Origin of the sequence: Pseudoalteromonas sp. H71 (assembly GCF_001468485.1) — a bacterium.
Lineage (GTDB): Bacteria > Pseudomonadota > Gammaproteobacteria > Enterobacterales > Alteromonadaceae > Pseudoalteromonas.
Map to the genome: position 1 here is coordinate 33,681 of NZ_LODI01000020.1, position 18,752 is coordinate 52,432.

17 protein-coding genes and 2 pseudogenes are annotated in these 18,752 nt (G+C 39.4%); 10 read left to right on the top strand and 9 right to left on the bottom strand.

All coding sequences use genetic code 11. From position 1 onward, the window contains the following. On the bottom strand, positions 1-575 hold a 575-nt coding region (locus ATS71_RS19030), incomplete at its 3' end, for a LysR family transcriptional regulator (protein ID WP_235591467.1). A gap of 134 nt (positions 576-709) precedes the next feature. On the opposite strand from ATS71_RS19030, the gene ilvC reads away from it, so the two are divergent. The 4 genes from ilvC to ATS71_RS10580 all read left to right on the top strand — a co-directional run bounded on the left by ilvC (position 710) and on the right by ATS71_RS10580 (position 6,498). Beyond that, entirely contained in the window at positions 710-2,182 is a 1,473-nt protein-coding gene (gene ilvC, locus ATS71_RS10565; RefSeq protein WP_058404797.1) for a ketol-acid reductoisomerase, read from the top strand. A 179-nt stretch (positions 2,183-2,361) separates the two neighbouring features. Then, positions 2,362-4,275 (top strand): methyl-accepting chemotaxis protein, encoded by a 1,914-nt coding sequence (locus ATS71_RS10570; protein WP_058404798.1) that lies wholly within the window; start codon positions 2,362-2,364, stop codon positions 4,273-4,275. Between the two features lie 133 nt (positions 4,276-4,408). Further along, positions 4,409-5,584 (top strand): tetratricopeptide repeat protein, encoded by a 1,176-nt coding sequence (locus ATS71_RS10575; protein WP_058404799.1) that lies wholly within the window; start codon positions 4,409-4,411, stop codon positions 5,582-5,584. After that, positions 5,581-6,498, top strand: a complete 918-nt coding sequence (locus tag ATS71_RS10580) for a M20/M25/M40 family metallo-hydrolase (RefSeq protein ID WP_082653619.1) — start codon at positions 5,581-5,583, stop codon at positions 6,496-6,498. Before ATS71_RS10575 ends, ATS71_RS10580 begins: the two co-directional genes overlap by 4 nt. Here ATS71_RS10580 and ATS71_RS10585 read toward each other — a convergent pair. After that, complete coding sequence (locus ATS71_RS10585) at positions 6,462-6,785, bottom strand: GIY-YIG nuclease family protein (RefSeq protein ID WP_058404800.1); 324 nt, start codon at positions 6,783-6,785, stop codon at positions 6,462-6,464. The genes ATS71_RS10580 and ATS71_RS10585 overlap by 37 nt on opposite strands. Positions 6,786-6,891: 106 nt before the next feature. Here ATS71_RS10585 and ATS71_RS10590 point away from each other — a divergent pair, with 106 nt between their 5' ends. Continuing rightward, positions 6,892-7,251, top strand: a complete 360-nt coding sequence (locus ATS71_RS10590; protein WP_006793933.1) for an outer membrane protein assembly factor BamE — start codon at positions 6,892-6,894, stop codon at positions 7,249-7,251. Between the two features lie 53 nt (positions 7,252-7,304). Here the strand turns inward: ATS71_RS10590 and ATS71_RS10595 are convergent, their stop codons facing one another. Both ATS71_RS10595 and ATS71_RS10600 read right to left on the bottom strand, forming a co-directional pair. Next, positions 7,305-7,628, bottom strand: coding sequence for an RnfH family protein (locus ATS71_RS10595; RefSeq protein WP_058404801.1), 324 nt, complete (start codon positions 7,626-7,628; stop codon positions 7,305-7,307). Next, entirely contained in the window at positions 7,625-8,065 is a 441-nt protein-coding gene (locus ATS71_RS10600) for an SRPBCC family protein (protein WP_058404802.1), read from the bottom strand. The genes ATS71_RS10595 and ATS71_RS10600 overlap by 4 nt, the downstream gene beginning before the upstream one ends. A gap of 145 nt (positions 8,066-8,210) precedes the next feature. On the opposite strand from ATS71_RS10600, the gene smpB reads away from it, so the two are divergent. Both smpB and ATS71_RS10610 read left to right on the top strand, forming a co-directional pair. Beyond that, positions 8,211-8,690 (top strand): SsrA-binding protein SmpB, encoded by a 480-nt coding sequence (smpB, locus tag ATS71_RS10605; protein ID WP_006793936.1) that lies wholly within the window; start codon positions 8,211-8,213, stop codon positions 8,688-8,690. Between the two features lie 421 nt (positions 8,691-9,111). Further along, on the top strand, positions 9,112-11,703 hold the full coding sequence (locus ATS71_RS10610; RefSeq protein ID WP_058404803.1) for a TonB-dependent receptor: 2,592 nt from the start codon (positions 9,112-9,114) through the stop codon (positions 11,701-11,703). Between the two features lie 51 nt (positions 11,704-11,754). Here the strand turns inward: ATS71_RS10610 and ATS71_RS10615 are convergent. Together ATS71_RS10615 and fadR are read right to left on the bottom strand one after the other, a co-directional pair. Then, a pseudogene (locus ATS71_RS10615) lies at positions 11,755-12,336 on the bottom strand (peroxiredoxin); the annotation flags it as partial. A 260-nt stretch (positions 12,337-12,596) separates the two neighbouring features. Next, positions 12,597-13,310: a fatty acid metabolism transcriptional regulator FadR gene (gene fadR / locus ATS71_RS10620; RefSeq protein WP_006793939.1), complete on the bottom strand. Its 714-nt coding sequence runs from the start codon at positions 13,308-13,310 to the stop codon at positions 12,597-12,599. Positions 13,311-13,884: 574 nt separating this feature from the next. Between fadR and ATS71_RS10625 the strand changes: the two are divergent. After that, positions 13,885-14,097: pseudogene (locus ATS71_RS10625) on the top strand (IS110 family transposase); the annotation flags it as partial. A 39-nt stretch (positions 14,098-14,136) separates the two neighbouring features. On the opposite strand, the gene ATS71_RS10630 reads toward ATS71_RS10625, so the two are convergent. Further along, positions 14,137-14,571 carry a hypothetical protein gene (locus ATS71_RS10630; protein ID WP_058404805.1) on the bottom strand — a complete coding sequence of 145 codons (435 nt, stop codon included), beginning with the start codon at positions 14,569-14,571 and terminating at the stop codon, positions 14,137-14,139. 177 nt (positions 14,572-14,748) lie between these two features. Between ATS71_RS10630 and ATS71_RS10635 the strand changes: the two genes are divergently transcribed. After that, the gene (locus tag ATS71_RS10635) at positions 14,749-15,792 is read left to right on the top strand and encodes an IS110 family transposase (RefSeq protein WP_058404806.1); all 1,044 of its coding nucleotides are present in this window, start codon (positions 14,749-14,751) and stop codon (positions 15,790-15,792) included. Between the two features lie 503 nt (positions 15,793-16,295). Here ATS71_RS10635 and ATS71_RS10640 read toward each other — a convergent pair. Further along, on the bottom strand, positions 16,296-16,544 hold the full coding sequence (locus ATS71_RS10640) for a hypothetical protein (RefSeq protein WP_058404807.1): 249 nt from the start codon (positions 16,542-16,544) through the stop codon (positions 16,296-16,298). Positions 16,545-16,735: 191 nt separating this feature from the next. Here ATS71_RS10640 and ATS71_RS10645 point away from each other — a divergent pair, with 191 nt between their 5' ends. Further along, positions 16,736-17,890 (top strand): IS110 family transposase, encoded by a 1,155-nt coding sequence (locus ATS71_RS10645; protein ID WP_058404808.1) that lies wholly within the window; start codon positions 16,736-16,738, stop codon positions 17,888-17,890. A gap of 471 nt (positions 17,891-18,361) precedes the next feature. Here the strand turns inward: ATS71_RS10645 and ATS71_RS10650 are convergent. Beyond that, the coding region (locus tag ATS71_RS10650; RefSeq protein ID WP_235591437.1) for a hypothetical protein at positions 18,362-18,616 on the bottom strand (255 nt) is incomplete at its 5' end. Between the last annotated feature and the right edge of the window lie 136 nt (positions 18,617-18,752).

Below are 18,752 nucleotides of genomic sequence, written 5' to 3' on the forward strand. Positions count from 1 at the left end.
TCTGAGTAATCAGGCTCCTCACTACAGGATGTTAACTTTTCGGTGATCGTACACTGAACCTTTGGCCCAATAAGCACCAAGGGTGAATGGCCTATATCTACAAAAGCAATTTGGGCGGGTAATTTAGCGGGTTTAGCTGCTATCGCCATAGATTCATGACCATCTAATACACGATTTATAGCAAGCGCAGGGTCGCCCGTATTTAAGGTAATTTCTATATACTGATGCTGCGCTCTGAGTTGCTCCAAAATTTGATGCAAAAAGCTATAAGATGCCGTAACAGAACAATAAATACTGACTTTTCCATAAATATGCTGCTGTGGCTCTTTCACATTAGCTTTGAAGCGTTGCCAATTAGCAAGAGTGGCAGTGGCGTAATCAATAAAAGACTCTCCCTCTTTTGTTAACTTAACACTACGGTTATCCCGCATAAATAGCGCAACACCCACCTCTTCTTCTAGGTGTTTAATATTACGACTTAATGTAGGCGCACTCACATGACAAAGCTCACTTGCCCTAGCAAAGTGCAATGTTTTAGCCAGAGCTAAAAAATATTTTAAATGCTTATGATCCATAGCAACACCAGTATTTCATATTTTGAAATACTTTAATTCAAATATATCATTTTACGCAAGTGGCATTTTTAAATATGGTGTTTACAAGCGCAAAATACAGCGCATCTAACAAACATATTTATAGGACACTAACAATGGCGAATTACTTTAATACTTTACCTTTACGCGAACAATTAGCGCAATTAGCACAATGTGAATTTATGGACGCAAGCGAATTTACAGACGGTGTTAATGCACTTAAAGGTAAAAAACTAGTTATTGTAGGCTGTGGCGCACAAGGCTTAAACCAAGGCCTTAACTTACGTGATTCAGGTTTAGATGTGTCTTACACGTTACGTGATTCAGCTATTGCTGAACGCCGCCAATCATTTTTAAATGCATCTGAAAACGGTTTTACTGTAGGTACTTACCAAGAGCTAATTCCAACCGCCGATGTAGTACTAAATTTAACGCCAGATAAACAACACACAGCAGTCGTTAGTGCCATCATGCCGCTAATGAAGCAAGGCTCTACACTTGCTTACTCACATGGCTTTAATATTGTTGAAGAAGGCATGCAAGTTCGCGAAGATATTACAGTCATCATGGTTGCACCTAAATGCCCGGGTTCTGAAGTACGTGAAGAATACAAACGTGGCTTTGGTGTACCAACACTTATTGCCGTTCACCCAGAAAACGACCCACAAGGTCATGGCCTAGCACAAGCTAAAGCCTACGCTGCTGGGACCGGTGGTGACCGCGCAGGCGTGCTTAAATCGTCATTCATTGCTGAGGTTAAATCTGACCTTATGGGTGAACAAACTATTTTATGTGGCATGTTACAAACGGGTTCTATTTTGTGTTTTGATAAAATGATTGAAAAGGGTATCGATGCAGGTTACGCATCTAAACTAATTCAATTTGGTTGGGAAGTTATCACAGAAGCCCTTAAATACGGCGGTGTTACAAACATGCTTGATCGTTTATCTAACCCAGCAAAAGTAAAAGCATTTGAACTTAGTGAAGAACTAAAAGTAATTATGCGCCCACTGTATAATAAGCATCAAGACGACATTATCGATGGTACATTTTCACGTGTAATGATGGAAGATTGGGCAAACGATGATGCTAACCTTCTAAAATGGCGCGCAGAAACAGCTGAAACTAATTTTGAAAAAACACCCGCTGGTGATGTAGAAATCTCAGAACAAGAATTCTTCGACAACGGTATTTTGATGGTTGCGATGGTTAAAGCAGGTGTTGAACTTGCGTTTGAAACTATGACAGCGGCAGGCATTATTGAAGAGTCAGCATATTACGAGTCACTTCACGAAACACCGCTAATTGCGAATACCATTGCGCGTAAAAAGTTATTTGAAATGAATCGTACTATTTCAGATACCGCTGAATACGGATGTTACCTATACAATCATGCATGTTTACCATTACTTGCCGACTTTATGAAAAACATCGACACCGATGTAATTGGTAAAGGCCTAAGTGAGCAAAGTAACCAAGTAGACAACAAAGCGTTAATTGAAATTAATACAGCGCTTCGTGAGCATCCGGTTGAAAAAGTAGGTGCTAAATTACGTGGCTATATGTCAGCTATGAAAAAAATTGTTTAACGTTACCCTTTAAGTTTCGCTTGTTAGAAACCAAGCTCACATGCTTTGCGTGTGGGCTTTTTTATGGCCTATAGCTTAGTAACAAAAAGGTCTAATTTTATGTCCGTTAGCATTATTTAACTCTAAATAAATTGTGTGCTAACATCGTATTCTACTTCGTTGTAAAAAATTATTATAAAATGATACAAAACCTTTCTATTACTCAAAAAATCACAGCACTTGGCAGTGGCATCGCTATTTTTGTTGCAGCACTCATTGGCATTACATCGTTATATAGTTCTGAAGATATAATAGAACAACGTATGATTGAGTCAGAGTTACCAGGTAAGCTGCAAACAATTAGTAACCACATTGGTGGTGAAATAAACATGCTAATTGGTGCTGCAGAGCAACTTTCATCAAACGAGTTTATTTTACAATGGGCACAAACTAATAATAACGATGCGCTGCTTTTAAAAGAGCTAAACCGCTTGGTAGAACAATACGACTTAGCCACAGCATCGTGGGCTAACCGAAACACCGCACAATACTGGAATCAAGAAGGCTTTTTACGCGTACTAAAAAACGATGAAGCCGATGGGTGGTTTTTTGCATTCAAAGAATCAAGAAAACCCTACTCTATCAGTATTTATCAAGAGTCAGTGAATGATGTAAAAATGTTTATTAACCACCAGCAGGTGAATGGTAAAGGTTTAGCAGGGCTAGCTAAAAGCATTACTGATATGCAAAAACTACTGCAACAATTTAAAATTGAGCAAACAGGGTTTGTATATATTGCTGACAAAAGCGGCCTTATTCAATTACACAAAGACTCAAATAAAGTAGCCAAAGCAAATATTGATTCGGTTTATGAAGCGAACATTAGTAATGAAATACTAAGCTCAAACGGCTTTAAGCTAAAAGAAATCACACTAGATGGTCAAGCCACCCTTGTAGCAGCAACCCCGATAGAAAATACCGACTTATTTATTGTGGCCCAAGTTCCAAAAAGTGAAGTGTTTGCAAGCGTAAGTACACTTCAGTGGCAAATATTTACGTTTACCCTAATCATTGCCTTAATTGCCAGCTTAATTAGTTACTTGTTAGCGCGCTCGTTGTCTTCACCATTATTTAAAATGGGCGAATTATTCTCTCGTTTAGGTTCTGGCGACGCAAACCTAGCGTATAGATTACCCGAATCGAGCCAAGCAGAGCTTAATAACTTAAGTGCAGGGTTTAATCAGTTTATTAGTAAAATTGAAGTGGCTATTGGCCAAGTTGCCACAGAAAGCCACGATATAAAGCGCAGCTCTGACCATGTATTTGAGCAAGCCAAACGCAATTCTCAAGCAATCGATAGCCAAAAAGAGCAAACTATTTCTGTCGCGGCAGCTATTAATGAAATGGGCGCAACAGTTCAAGAAATTGCTCAAAGCGCTGCCAATGCGGCCAAACTTACCGATAACAGCCGCGAAAACACAATGCAAAGCCATAACCAAGTAATGCAAAGCCAGGCAACTATCTCTGCGCTTGCAAGCGACATTGACGGCATAACAGAGCAAGTGTCACTACTCTCTAAAAAGACAGTGGATATTGCCAGTATTATTGATGCAATTCGTAGCATTTCAGAGCAAACAAATTTATTAGCTTTAAATGCGGCAATCGAATCTGCTCGTGCTGGTGAGCATGGCAGAGGGTTTGCTGTTGTTGCTGATGAAGTAAGAGCGCTTGCAAACCGGACCTCTCAATCTACCAACGAAATTCAGTCGATGATTGAGGAGCTTACACAAATATCAGATGACGTAGTAAAAGACATTAGTCAGTCAAAAGATAAAGCACAGCAAAGTGTGGGGGCTATGCAAAGCTCAGTTGAATTACTCGATGTAATAAGCGAAACATCTAATCAAATAAATGACATGGCAACGCTTATTGCAACAGCTACCGAACAGCAAAGTAATGTAGTTGCCGATGTTGGCCGTAATATTGAGCAAATTAGCGAAATTAGCGACAACGCAATGAGTGAACAAATTAACACTGAACAAGCTATTCGTGACCTAGCAAATAGCGCTCAAACATTAGATGCCTTAGTGGCAACGTTTGAAAAGCACCGTTAAAACTTTCTGCATTACACCAATTCGCTTGATTAATGATCCCGAGGGGTTTGATATTAAAGCGAATTGGTATTAAGTACCCCTCTAGGCAAAATTACGACTAAACTTATTAAGACGTTTTTGTTTGGAGGTGGTTATGCAATCCCATCGATTTCAATCTTTGGTCATATTGGTGGGGCTATTTACGCTAAGCGCATGCAGTTCAATACCGCCTGCCCCGCCGCCAGTTAAATTGACCCAAATAAATTCGTTTGAGTCATATACTCTAGAATCTCCAGAAGAGATTTTTACTCTCAGCGACAATCTCAAGCAGCAGCTACAAAACCATCTAAAAAGTCAGCAATCTGCCCAAGCGCTGGCACACAGTATATTGAGCTTTTTACTTAAAAATGGTGATGATTCGCTTTCATATCAATCAGGGGCAACCCTCACCGCGTCACAAACCTTTAAAAACTTAAATGCAAATTGCTTATCGCTCTCTATTTTAGCGTATAGCCTTGCTGACTATTTAGGTATAAAAGCACGGTTTAATAAAGTACATATCCCAGAATACTGGGCTCTTAACAATGGATTTAATTTACTGACGGGCCACATTAACTTAAGTATTGATATCGCCATTGAACCTTCTAACCAGTCAGTATTTGTTTACCAAGGCAAAAAACGCTTAACAATAGACTTTGACCCTAATAGCCGCCAAGCTCGCTTTAAAACAACACCTATTAGCAAACAGACTATTACAGCCATGTTTTATAACAATAAAGGCGCAATTGCACTCGTTAATAAGCAGTACGATTTAGCTTATAACTACTTTAGCCATGCAGTTAAAGTCGACCCTAATTTCAGTGCTGGGTGGGGAAATTTAGGCGTATTGTTTAGACAATTAAACTACTTAACTGAAGCTGAAAAAGCCTACACCCACGCAATATTGCTTAATCAAAACAACAATACCGCACAAGGTAACTTGGCTGTTTTGTATCAGCTAACAGGCCGTTCGCAGTTAGGCACTGACATCTTAAACAAATTACATATCAAGCGTCAAAACAACCCTTATTACTATATATCGCTTGGTAATACAGAGTTTGAGCAATCTAATTTTACACTTGCATTAGCACATTATAAAAAAGCCTATAGCCTTTCACCCTCATTGCACGAAAGCCACTTTGGCCAAGCTCGCGTGTATTTTAAATGGGGAAATACCCAAAAAGCGACATATCATCTTAAGCAAGCGGGCAAAAAAGCTGACTTTTTACATGACAAAAAACGCTATGAGAGTAAATTAGATACATTACGTTCACAAACAGCAAAGCTATGACCATTAAATACTTTTTATGCTTTATTTTAATAAGTGTGTTCGCTAATAGTTATGGAAATGCCTTACACACCCAACTTATTGATGATTTAACTTATTTAGCCAGTAATGACCTAATGGGTCGAAAAACAGCAACAGAGGGCGCCGTAAACACTCGAATATACTTACAGAATAGACTTTCTGAAATTAACCTAAATGTGAGTGAGCAAACATTTACTTATAAGTCAGGCGTTTTTGAACAAATACAAGGTATTAATATTGTTGCTAAGCCTGCTCAATCAACACCCCATCCAAAAATTATTATTACTGCCCATTACGATCATTTGGGAAAACGCGGTGGAAAATATTATTTAGGGGCAAATGATAATGCAACAGGCGTCGCTGCCCTGCTTTATCTGGCATCTTCGTTACAGAATACAGAATTCCCTTACGAGTTTATATTTGTATTAACCGACGCAGAAGAGAATGGTTTACATGGCAGTAAACATTTTGCGCAAACACTTAATCCTAATAACGTTTTAATGAATATAAATTTAGATATGCTGGGGGTAAAAAAACATAAAGCCCGTGTGTATGCATTAGCATCGTACTCACTAAAACAAAAACTAAAACCTGTGTTCTTGGCTTTAAAAAACACTCAAATAACAATCAAACCGGCCTATTCGTCAAAACAAATGAATCGGCTAATTAAATCACAAAATATTGATTGGCATAGGGCAAGCGATCATTACTCATTTGCGCGTAACAACATACCTTACGTGTACTTTGGAATGGGTCACGACCCGCATCACCACACAACTAAAGATACCGCAGAGCACATCGACCTACCTAAATACATAAACACGGTGCTCACGATAGAGCAATTTATTAAGCAGCTTGCTCAGGCCCCTGCTGATGATTTAAACGCTGAAACATAAGCCTCTTTTTTCGCTCTGGGTAGTTTTTTTATTTTGCATTCAAGCTTACTCGCTTCGCTTTTAGTTCCTACCTCTTGTTGATGAATAAGTATAAGAGGCCCTTTACCTTTTAAATTTTTCGCCCCTTTACCTGCTTGATGCGTTGCAAAGCGCTTATCTACATTTGTAGTAATTCCAGTATACCAATGTCCAAACCGTGTTTGCACTATGTACAAGTGCCATAAAGTGTCTGAAGTGTGTGTTTTTGGCTCTGTGGTTAGTAAACTTTTTTCATTATTGGTGGTCAAAATATTACCTTAATACCCTTAACTCAAAACAATTGCTTAAAAGGGTTTACCTTCAGTGACTAATCGGTATCATGCAGATTATAAAAAATAAGGATCACAACAAACAATGCAGTCGTTAAAAACTTTTTCTCTTTGGCTTATCGTCGCTTTAACACTTAGCTCTGCAGCAGGTTGCTCTAGCTGGGTATACAGAATAAACATCCCTCAAGGTAACTTTTTAGAGCAATCAGATGTTGAAAAGCTTCGTGTAAACATGACTCGAGACCAAGTTATTTATGTATTAGGCCGTCCTATTGCTACAGATGCTTTTGATAACAACACATGGCGTTATGTTTACAGCTTTAACAAAGGCCGTGAAAACGAACAACATAAAGAGCTTGTTATTAACTTTGAAAATGAAAAACTTGTTTCGCTTTCAGGTGACTACGACCAGCCAGAAAATTTCAACACCCCTTTAGAACAATAATATTGTTGCTAAAGTAAAAAGGTAAGCATTGCTTACCTTTTTTTATACCTAAATTAACGCTCGAGTGGGCGACCGCCTGTTATTTTATTTGCTCGGCCTTCTTCTTTTGCCTTTTCAGCGCGTTTTCTCCGTGCATCTTTAGGGTCTGCAATTAATGGGCGGTATATTTCAATACGGTCACCATCTTTTAATTCGTAGTTTGCCTTAACCGTTCTATTCCACACACCTAATGTCAGTGCATTTGAGTCTATTTCAGGGCACTTTTCAATAATACCCGACTGAATAACCGCTTGTTCTGCTGTGCAGCCTGGTTGCACCTCAAGCGATAAACAGGTAGCTGTAGTGGGTAAAGCAAATACAACTTCAATATTGATCATACTCGCGCTCCGTATACTTCTTTAGCTCGCGAAGTAAAAGCACTGACCATATTTTTTGCAACATCATTAAAAATTTTGCCAAACGCGAGTTCAATAATTTTGCTCGAAAACTCAAATTCAAGCTCTAAATAAACTTTACATGCATAGGCATCTAATGCTTGAAAATGCCAACGCCCTTTAAGTGTTTTAAATGGACCATCAACCAGTTTTAACAACACGGTTTGTTCGTCTATAAAGGTGTTTTCGGTGGTAAACCACTTTTTTATACCCGCCTTGGATATTTCTATACTCGCGGTCATGTTATTATGCTGTTGCGAAACAATTTTTGAATCAGAACAATTTGGTAAAAACTGAGAATAAGCTTCTACATCATTAACTAGATCAAACATTTCTTTAGTGCTGTACATAACCAGCGCACTTTTTTCTATTTGTGGCATACTCACTCCCAAATGTGTGGGCGAATTTTAGCAAGCTTTGTTCGTTTCCCCAAACTTTCATGACGCATAAATTAGATCTAATTTTTTAAAATCATTACTAAAAATCGATGTAAAACATCTCACATTACGTATATTATAGGGCACTATGGCTAAGAAAAATTCATCAAAATCGACAAGTAATACCATCGCGCTAAACAAAAAAGCGCGACATGAGTATTTTTTACACGATAAGTTTGAAGCAGGTGTCGAACTACAAGGCTGGGAAGTAAAAAGTATCCGAGCTGGTAAAGTAAATATCTCTGAAACTTATATACATCTTAAAAACGGCGAAGCATTTTTACTTGGTAGTCAAATTCAACCATTAAATAGTGCCTCTACTCACGTTATTTGCGACCCTATGCGTTACCGAAAGCTTTTACTAAGTAGACGAGAACTTGACCGCTTAGTGGGGGCAACTGAACGTGACGGCTATTCATTAGTCGCAACAGCCATGTATTGGAAAAAATGCTGGGTGAAACTTGAGTTTCATTTAGCAAAAGGTAAAAAAATGCATGACAAACGCGAAGATGGTAAAAATAAAGACTGGTCACGCGAAAAAGAACGCTTAATGAAGCACAAAGTATAAGTAAAGCGCCTAACTCAGTTAGGCGTTTTTTTTATAAAAAACTAATCGCCATTTGTTTTATTAATATACAACACGATTATTATTCACCCTAAATATGGAAATAAATAATTTATTACAATTTTATCATCAATCAATTAATTTAATTATTACTCTTATTTAGGTTGTATTTTTTATCTCTTGAATAAAGCATATGCGCCTATTTCAACCTCCTTCAGCGCATAAAACCTGTTTTAAAATCATCCAAAACTACACTAAAAGTCATACTAAAATCACATTTCGGTCTAATTGCTAACACTTAAGTTACATGATATTAATGTCGTCGCTTGTTATATCAATCCGATAAAATGTGGGATTTATTTAACAATTTAAAAGGATTGGTATTGAGCAACTAAACTTATTACATATCAACAAGGATTTAAGGATGAAGCAATCAATTGCATTTACACCAAGTATTATTATTGGTGCAACACTTTCACTATCAGCGGGCTTTACAACAACAACCTACGCTGCTGAAGAAGCAAAAAAAGTAGAACGCATTGAAGTTACAGGCTCGCGTATTAAACGCTCTGACATTGAAGGCCCTTCACCGGTGCAGTCAATCAGCAAAGCCGATATTGAAAACATGGGTTATGACAACCTCCAACAACTCCTCGAAAGAATGCCTGTAGCAGGCAGTGGTACTTTTTCTACACGTGGTAATAACCAAGATTCAACGGCAAATGGAGCTGCCGCTGTAAGTTTGCGTGGCCTAGGTGCCGACGCAACGCTTGTGCTTATTAACGGGCGAAGAGTCTCAATTAGTGCATTTGCCGAAGGTATAACAAATTCGTTTGTCGATATAAACAGCATTCCAGTATCGGCTATTGAGCGTATCGATATTTTAAAAGACGGTGCATCTGCAATTTACGGCTCTGATGCCGTAGCCGGTGTTGTTAATGTTATTTTGAAAAAAGATATCGATGGCGTAGAAGTAAACTTAGGTTACGGCGGCACTGACGGTCCTAACTATGAAGAGACAACTGCAAGTGTTGTATGGGGCACTACTAGCGAAAAAAGCAGTGCGTCGGTAATTATTGATTACTTTAAAAACACATCGCTTTCATCAGATGAAATGGGCCGCTTAGGCACCGCTAACCAATCACCTTATGGCGGTGAAGATTTCCGTTCTTCTCGTGGCTTTCCTGGCTACTTTTACTTTGATGGCGTAAAAACAATTGACCCAGATTGCCCAGCTGAAAACGCAACAGCAAGCGGAAGCTGTTTATTTGATTATGGTCCATTTGGCTACATTGCCCCTGCCGCTGAGCGTATTGGCGCTATATCGCAATTTGAATATCGTTTTGACAACGGCATTACGGGCTTTTTAGAAATGGCCGTTCAGCACAATACCTCAGTTGCAGCCGGTGCACCAACGCCACTTGACGAGGATGCAGGCCTAACGGTACCAGCAAATCATCCAAATAATCCTTTTGGACAAGACATCGAAATTGGCCGCTACCGTACTGTCGATGCAGGTGCACGCCAATGGGATATTGAATCAGACACAATGCGTATTGTGGCAGGCTTAAAAGGCGAAATTAACGACTGGAGCTGGGAAACAGCAGTACAAAAAGGGCGGAGTAAATCAATTCAAACCGGCGACCGTTCGCAAGGTTGGGTTCGTACAGATTTCTTACAACAAGAAATTGACGCAGGTAACTACAACCCATTCGGTGGCACTTACAACGACCCGGCTGTTGTAGACAGAATTACCACCAGCCTTGTTCGTCGTGGCGAATCGCATATGACTTCATTTGACGCAAACATCACTGGTGAAGCATTTAGCTTTGGTGATGATGTTGTGATGATGGCTGCAGGTATTGAATACCGCGAAGAAGACGTTAGTGATATTCCAGATGACCAATTCCAACGTGGTTTAATATTTGGTACTGAATCTGTATCGGCATCAGCAAACAGAGACCAGTACGCCGCGTATGTTGAGTTTTCAATTCCACTTGCAGAAACCCTAGAACTGCAACTGGCAGGTCGTTACGATGACTACAGTGACTTTGGTACGACTACCAATCCAAAAGTGGCACTTCGTTGGGCACCAACCGATGAAATTACGGTTCGTGGTTCATGGGCTCAAGGCTTTAGAGCTCCGTCTCTTGCACAAGTTGGTTTAGGTCCATCTCAAGAAAGTCAGTTTTTTGTAGACACCTACCGCTGTCAGGCAACGGGTAAAGACTGTAGCGCTCTTGATTACAACATTGAGTTTGCAGGTAACCCAGATCTACAACCAGAAGAGTCTGAATCATGGAACGTTGGCTTTATTTGGGCACCAACAGCAGAGTTTGGTTTAAGCGTAGACGTGTGGAGCATCACACAAGATAACAAAATTGACGAGCAAGAATTTGGGCCTATTTACGCCTCTGAGTGTAATAACCAAAACAGCACCGTGTGTGTTCGTTTAGCACCCAATGGTGGTGATGCACTCGGCACAATTCAAAAAATATTCAGTACCTTTGAAAACGTATCATCGCAAGAAGTATCGGGCGTAGATATTTCAACAAACTACAATCACTCGCTTGACGATTTAGGCTTATTAAAATTCAATTTAGAATGGGCATACCAAGATAAATTTGAAAAAGATGGTCGTGATTACACCGGCGAATATGGGTACCCAGAGCACCGCTTTATCTTCTCAACTAACTGGGAAATGGGCGCGTTTAACACTAACTTAAACATTAGCTATGTTGGTGAGTTTGAAGATACGCCAGATATCGATTTCGATGGTAACTTAGATTTCGACACCAATACGTCGCGTATGGTTGATTCGCAAACACTGGTTGACTTACAAACGTCTTACCGTGTTTCTGATTCAGCAAAAGTATCGTTAGGTATTAATAACTTATTTGATGAAGAGCCACCATTTGCAATTGGTGACGGTGATTCTGATTTATACGGCTATGCGTCAGGTGTTCATAACCCTCGCGGTCGTTATATTTATACTAAAGTGAGCTTTTCTTTCTAAACGCTACATAATTAAAAAAAAGGGCTAAATTATAGCTCGCCTTCGTTTTCNTAGGAACTTAGCAACACCTTCAGGGCTTGCATCCATACCTTTTTTACCTTCAGTCCAACCAGCAGGACATACTTCACCGTTTTCGCTGTGGAATGCAAGTGCGTCAACCATACGGATCATTTCGTCGATGTTACGACCTAGTGGTAAATCGTTCACTACTTGGTGACGTACGTTCCCTTCTTCGTCGATTAAGAACGAACCTCGAAATGCAACACCCGCTTCTGGATGTTCAACGTCGTATGCTTTACAAATTTCGTGTTTAACGTCTGCAACAAGTGCGTATTGTACTTTACCAATACCGCCGTCAGCTACAGGCGTGTTACGCCATGCATTGTGAGAGAATTGTGAATCGATAGAAACACCAATTACTTCAACGCCGCGCTTTTTAAACTCTTCAAAACGCTTATCAAATGCAATAAGTTCAGAAGGACATACAAACGTGAAATCTAATGGGTAAAAGAAGATTACAGCTTTTTTACCTTTAATTGTTTCGTGTAGATTGTAGCTATCTACAATTTCACCATTACCTAAAACTGCTGCAGCGGTAAAGTCTGGTGCCTGGCGGCCTACTAATACACCCATTTTATTCTCCAAATATTTTGAGTTTGTTTTCAATTGCTTTCGCAATGCTGGTACATATATGGGCGCTAAAATTTAAAAACCAATAGCACCAACATATAATTATTTTGTATATTAAATATAAATATTTGAAAAAGACAATCGTATTTACCGATGTAAGCAATCGAAAATACCGAATAGAAAGAATCGAATAGAAAATACCGAATAAAAATTAAAACACCGCAAATACAAAAAAACCTGCAAATGCAGGTTTTTTTAAATGTTTAGTCCATTATATCCGACGGCATATCACCACGAATTTTTTGCCAAATTTCACCCGTTTGATGACCATATTTACGCATCATAGAAATTGCACCATCGTGCTCATTATTTTGCGCTAATACAGTTAAATCTTTATAAAACTGGCGGGCAAGCTCGCGGGTACCCGGATCTGAAAAGTAATGGCAACCAATTTTAGAATAAAACCCTCTAAAACCATTTAAAATTAAAACGTAAATTCGGTTATTCCCTGCAACGGCTAATTCGTGGTGCACTTTATAGTCGTAATCAGCAAAGGCTTGTGCAGTATCTTCAAGTTCGTGGCTTAATGATAAAATTTCAATAACACGTTCAGGATTAAGCTTAATTGCAGCACGGGTGTAAATAGCACTTATATTAGTACGAGCAGACAACAACTGATCTGTCAGCTCAGGCATTTTATCTTCGTCTAAACGTGCTAACGTTTCTAATATATTCAAGCCCGACGTTTCCCAAAAGTTATTCACCTTTGTTGGTTTACCGTGCTGAATAGTTAGCCAACCGTCTCGCGCCAAACGCTGTAACACTTCGCGTAATGTAGTTCTTGTTACGCCAATTAACTCCGAGAGCTCTCTCTCAGCTGGTAGAATTGAACCTGGAGGGAAATCGCCATTCCAAATAGACTCAACTATGTATTCTTCAGCAAATCCTGCTGGGCTTTTTGCTTTAAAAATTCTCATCCAATTCCCACTCGAATTAATCTACAACGTTTCGCTTACACGAATAACTGACTGATTGTACCAGACGAAACTCAACTAACAAGTAAAGTAAGATATATTGTTAAATTGATCATACACATCAAGGTAAAGTTACTGAGGAACGTGAATTTCCGACCTTTTTAAAGGAACAAACATAGCTTTCAATAAAACAAATTCATTGAAAATGTCAAATTAGAATTAGGCTACACACAGGGTAAAGATGCTGATACTCAATGTAAGCAACCTACCATGAGCCGGTATGGGTAAAACCAATGTAGACCGGATAAGCGAAGCGTCATCCAACACAGTGAAATAAAGTGATAATTTAATGCTATCGGGTGACTGGAAAGCAGCATTTACACGCTATTGCACCAAAGTCGCTTGTTATGCGGACGTTACTTTGAGTACGCTAAAACTAACTGTATGAATACTATTGCCCCCATTACATACATATTAATAAGTCCAGATGGCAATGCAGCTAACGCTGCATTGAACCACGAACATAGACTGAAGACAGGTGCGATCGGTGACCGCCACAGGACGCAATAAGTAAGGNATACGTGGCGGCCGACCTAAAATAAGAACTGCCATGTATATGGCGATGATGTCAGCCATTCAGTGCAACTCTAAATTTAAAAACCTTTATCAACGCATGGTTAAAGCAGGAAAGCCTAAAAAAGTAGCCATTATTGCGTGTATACGAAAGCTGGTAGTGATCATAAATTCTATGGTGAGAGATGGTGTCATGTGGGATCCTAAAATGGTTTGAAATTAGGAATTGACACCATAGTCACTTGTTAGGTTTAAACTACTCCGTAGTATTACCGAATATAGGTAACGAACGACTACCATGCTGTTTAATATACATATAATTAAAAGAGAAGTAGGAATTATCACTCAGGTTTGGAGGGTAAACCTTTACTTGAACCAAAATAAATTCACCTTGAAAACTCTCAGAGGTTTTAACCTTTATTTGCTTTAAGTCCACGTCGCTCAATGAAACCCTAAGTTCATCAAACTTAGTAATATTGGTTTTTATGAAATCGTTGAACTTGGCTTTATCTATGTTTAATGATGTTTCAAATTCAGATATGTACGAATACTCGAATTTAATATTTTCAGGGTAAGAACCTAGTTTCGTTGAAAGTATAGATGTCAAATAACTCCTAGCATTAGCATTTTCTTTTTCATTAGCAAAAGAAAAGAAGGAAACCAGAATAAGAAAACTTAACAAATATTTCATTTAAACCTAACGCCTCATTCAGAGGCAATAAAATAGCTGGTTAAAATTAGCGAGGTACGAGCAAAACTAGCTGTTTTTTGTCCTGCTGAAATGACTTGATACTCATTGAGCCTCCTCCCCAGCATCGCGATTATTCGCTACGCTGAAAAGGCAACCAACCTTACAGGAGAAAGCTCAATGAACTTTTACAATAACATGCATCCATATTATTGTGGAATCGATTTACAAGCCCGATTACTTTACGTCTGTATCATTGATAATACAGGACTTATCCTTGTTCACAAGAAAATTAAAGATGACCCAGAAGCACTATTAAAACTACTAAAACCGTATATCGGTGACATTGTGGTTGGCGTAGAATGCATGCACTGTTGGTATTGGGTCGCTGACTTTTGTAAAGAACACACTATCGACTTTATTCTCGGTCATGCTTTGTATATGAAAGCAATTCATGGCGGTAAAGCCAAAAACGATAAAATAGATTCATATAAAATTGCCAAACTCATCCGTGGGGAGAACTTTCCGCTTGCTTATGTCTATGACACAGATATGCGTGCTACGCGCGACTTATTACGCCGAAGAACTAAAATTGTTCGCCACGGGGCTGATTTAAAAGCCCATGTCGCCAATACCGCCAGCCAGTACAATTTACCTGCCCACAACGTGAATTTAAAGAACGTCTGCGACAGAGAAAAGATGCGTTATTACTTTCCTGATCCCGTTGTTCAACGCTCTATTAATTTAAACATGGCCATACTCGATTGCTACCACAATGAGCTTAAGCCTTTAGAGCATTATATTGAACAAATGGCCAAGCAACACAATCCTGTCCACCTTAATATCTTGCAAACAATTAATGGGATAGGCCGCATTCTCGCACTTACCATTATTTATGAAATTGGTGACATCAATCGCTTTTCAAGCGTACAAAAGTTCGCTTCATATAGTCGGTTAGTCAAATGTAAAGCAGAGTCTGCCGGTAAAACCTATGGCACCCAAGGTAACAAAATTGGCAATGCACATCTAAAATGGGCATTCTCCGAAGCCGCAGTATTACTGCTGCGTCACAATCACAACGCCAACAAATACCTTGAAAAACTACAAAAGCGAATGAGCAAAGCCAAAGCACTGTCAGCGCTTGCGCATAAGCTTGGTCGCTGTGTTTATTATATGCTTAAAAAAGAGACGGTATTCGATGAAGCAAAATTCTTAAAGTGTTAGTCACGGTACTGAGTGAGCTGAACATCTAACTGGATATAAGGCTGAGCATCAATCAATTGGGTGAGTTAATAACCAACAACGTTTAACCTGATTATATGCCTACAGACCTAAGCCACTTGTCTTGATTAGACGCTCAGTACGCGTGCATTAATACAATAAACAAAGTCGCTTACACCTGACTTGAGCCTGAAACTAACTGGATCATAATGATGAAACCAGCCGCCTTGAATAGTGCCATGATGAGGTTAACCGATGAATGTCTAGTGCCCCAGCAACCCCAAAAGGATATGGGAAAAACCTGGCTGCGATGAGATCGCAATAAGAGATTACTGCGTAACGCACCCTATTTGTGTTTGCCGTAAGCTACTTGCTTAACAGCCGTATCGACAGACGAAGTAAACGAATTTGTTTATTGGTTTAGAATTGACCGTCAATTTATAAAAACGGTCAAAAAGAACACTAATGCCTATTGACAGAGTTAAGGCTCATATGTGTTATTTGTATTATTTACAACAATACCAGCCATTTTTGCTACTACCATGATACGTATCTGCAAATAATTTAAAACCCGTGTTGCAGTTGGAACACTTAAAATAATTAAGAACAATGTCAGGCCACGGAGCTTTATTTGGTACTAAATGGAATTCTTCTTGAAACCCATCATCATTTGGTGGAAGAGCAATTAAATTTCCATTTTCCACTTCAGCTTTGATGCGTTTAACAAGAGTAGAAAACTCACTTGGATTTTTCACCAACTTTTTCTGCCTAAGAGATCGGCATTGCTCGCAATTTTTCTTCCGTAGAAATTTAAACACTGAACTCTCTCAATACACATAGACATAATGACTCCCACACGGTGTTAGTCTCCGCTTTTCGTGGGTTAGCTTAATTCAAAGCCAGAGCCATAATTAGTTTGTCAATTAACTAAACAGCAGAGGCTAACATGAATAAACATAGCATACTTTTTATCGGTCTTGATACACATAAAGAATTCAATGAAGTCGCCTATATTGAAGAACATAGAGGTGCGAAACCCGTTCATCTTGGCCGGTTTTCGTCTTCCAAAGTGGCCGTTCAAAAGCTTGTTCGTCAGTTTGAATCCAAATATCCTGGCGCAACACTTCATTTTGTTTATGAAGCTGGCCCATGTGGTTATTGGATTTACAGATTAATTACCAGCCTTGGCCATTGCTGCTATGTGGTTGCACCCTCTCTTATTCCTAAAAAGCCTGGTGAGAAGATTAAAACCGATAAACGTGATGCCCTTAAGCTCGCTAAATTACTTAAGTCTGAAGATTTAACACCTATTTATGTTCCCGAGCCTGAAGATGAAGCCGTACGTGATTTATCTCGCGCACGCGAAGTGGCAATGAAGGATTTAAAAGATGCTAAATATCAATTAAAGGCACTGCTGCTTCGCAATAATATTAATTACAGAGGCACTGCAAATTGGTCACAAAAACATTTACGTTGGCTCACTGAGCTTGTGTTGCCACATCCCGCGCAGCACATCGTCTTACAAGAGTTTTTACACACAATTAATGAACGAATAAGCCGAATTGAACGGCTAGACAATGAACTAACACACCATGTTCACCAGTGGCGTTATTATCCTGTAGTAAAAGCAATACAAGCTATGCGTGGCGTTCGTTTGTTGGTCGCCACCGGCGTTGTTGCTGAGCTTGGCGATTTATCGCGCTTCGACCACCCCCGTAAATTAATGAGTTATCTTGGTCTTGTACCTAGTGAGCACTCGAGTGGTGGCAAACGCCATATTGGCGCCATCACAAAATGCGGAAACGGCCGAGCGAGGCGCCTTCTCGTTGAAGGCGCACACACTTATCGGTATGCGGCAAATATATCGACAGATATGCAAAAACGACAAGAAGGTTTACCAAAGGACATTATTGATATTGCGTGGAAAGCACAACTTAGACTCTGCAAGCGCTATAAAAAAATGATAGCCAAAGGGAAACATTACAACCTGGTTGTCACCGCCATTGCTCGAGAAATGATTGCATACATATGGGCAATTGCAAAAGAAGTGGTGCTAACACCAGTAAATACAAAACTTAGATTGGCAAGAGTATCTGCATGATAAACGAATTAGAGTTAATGCATAGGATCAAGCATCGGGTGTGGCACAACCACCGACGGCGTTAGGATGGCAATGCAACTAACACTGCATTGAACCACGAACATAGACTGAAGACAGGTGCCATCGGTGACCGCCACAGGACGCACTAAGTAAGGTCTGCTCTGTTACTAGAAATAGTAATAACCAACGACAAAATTNTCAGGAACAATTTTGAACAGCGAAGCTGATTCACGAAAGGCAGGACGCCTGTAGNCATATCAGCAAGATAACCGACGACATTACTTACTTCATCCTATGTATTAACTCGCTCTAATTCGAGCTAAAGTAATTATGGCTTAAAATAGTTAGGCAGGGAGCAGTGCGTTTAACTTGACAGTGGGCGTCATACCAACGCCGCAAATAAACGGCAAAAAATAGTTGGCTATAATTTGAGAGGCACGAACAAAGCCAACTGTTTTTTGTCCGTACTTTTTAATTTGCTTTGTTAGGTGCGTAAGAATCCAAATACTCACCTACTCGACCACCAAATAGCGAAGGTGATGTATTATGTATTTTACGTTTAGCATATGAGCAAGACTCTTTAACTCTGATGCTGCTCTCAGATTGCCATAATGCCGCGTCTGTATTTTTTACTATTTCTTTTAATGGTTGCTTGCTGATGATAACTGCTTTATCGATGAGCTGTTTGTTACTTAAGTACCACTCATTTATTTCTTCTTGGGTTGCNCTATCACAGTATTTTTTTAAAGATAATATGTAGCTAAAAACCTGACGAGCTCTAAATGCAGCATCTTCATATGAACAAACACCATCTCGTCTTTGCTTGCCCTCTGGGACTGGTTCACAAGATTCCACAGCAGAG